This window comes from Pelotomaculum propionicicum (assembly GCF_004369225.1).
In the GTDB taxonomy this organism is placed as follows: domain Bacteria; phylum Bacillota; class Desulfotomaculia; order Desulfotomaculales; family Pelotomaculaceae; genus Pelotomaculum_B; species Pelotomaculum_B propionicicum.
The window spans coordinates 1-1,326 of record NZ_QFFZ01000135.1; the positions used below are offsets into that span (position 1 = coordinate 1).

General features: G+C 46.6%; 1 protein-coding gene. It reads right to left on the bottom strand.

The window, feature by feature from the left end; translation table 11 throughout:
- Nucleotides 1-1,326: transposase family protein (locus Pmgp_RS19225; protein WP_134216291.1), on the bottom strand; the 1,326-nt coding region annotated here is incomplete at both ends.

Consider the following 1,326-nt stretch of genomic DNA (forward strand, 5'->3'; position numbering starts at 1 on the left):
TGAACCCCGACTGTTTTGACATGTTCCGTCAGGTAAAGCGAATGAAGCGCCATTTCATTTAACATACGGGCGATATGCATGAGGTAATGATACCCCCGCATCGCATTCCAGTCATGTGAAAAAATGTGTTCATACTGGTATCCCTGATGCTTCTCTTTTAAAATGTTGTTCTCATGCAACCATCGTTTCCGGGCCGCCAAATTGCAATGTTCATGGACATTTTTCCGGTCAATGGGATCACTGAAAATCCAGGCGTGACGGGTAGTTTTCATCTTCACCAAGCCATCTTTATCGTTCTCTTCCCAGTTTTCCTCACACGTCACCACATGAAGGAGCATGGTTTTTTTGTGTTTACCAAAACCATAGTCATACTCGATCTCATTAATCCAGCAGAACGTCTGCCGTCGTCCCTGCCACATTTGCTTATGGCGATATTCCCCTTTGGTATCCAGACGCATCAACCCTTTTGCTTCTTGCCAAACAGAAGGCAGTGAGCCGTCTTTGAGTACGATCATAAATTTCCACTTGTTCTTACGGCAAATTTCCATGACCGGCCCGTTTGCGTACAGCCCGTCCATCAACAGGGTGAGCGGCAGTTTCGGAAACTCTTGCTTCAGCCGCTTCGCCAACCGATAAAATGCCTTCAATTCGCAGTCCTGTTTCCACTCTTCATCGTTTTCTATTTTCTCCAATTCCACGTTGTTCTCCAAAAATAAACTCATCAGTGGCAGAACCATGCCGTTGGAAAAAAGTAAAACCGCTTCCAGGACATAGGCATAATATTGGTATTCACCGTCTTTGCCTCGAATCTTACGACGAAGATAGCGCTCATCCCAGCATTCATCCATCTTGTATTTTTGCGTCCCGTCCACAGCCACAAGATAGCGCTTTTTATGTAGTAGGTTTTTAAACGTCTTTTTGCTGATCAACCGTTTCAGCATGTCGAGGTAGAGAGTTTCGATTTGGCCCACATCCATCTTTTCCAGTAAGCGGCACAAGGTATCCTGGTGCGGCATATCCGTCAACTCCGGAAAGACGGCTTGCAGGTTTTTAAGTAACAGCGGTGTGGTCATTTCCTGATTCGTTTTCCGCCTTGAGGCCATTTGAAACACAAACATCAGGATCCCGTACAGCATCATCACTGTTATTTGATGCTTGGCTTTCTTCGGATTCCGCGGGTCGGGAACCCGCGCCAATTTCTTCAGCAACCCCGGCAGCAGTTGTCCATACACTTTCAGCTTCTCTTCAGTTATTCGTTGAATGACCGTTTTCTCTTCATCCACCGTTTTCAAGCCGCTCTTGCGGTTGGGAAGCGTCATCGCAGGC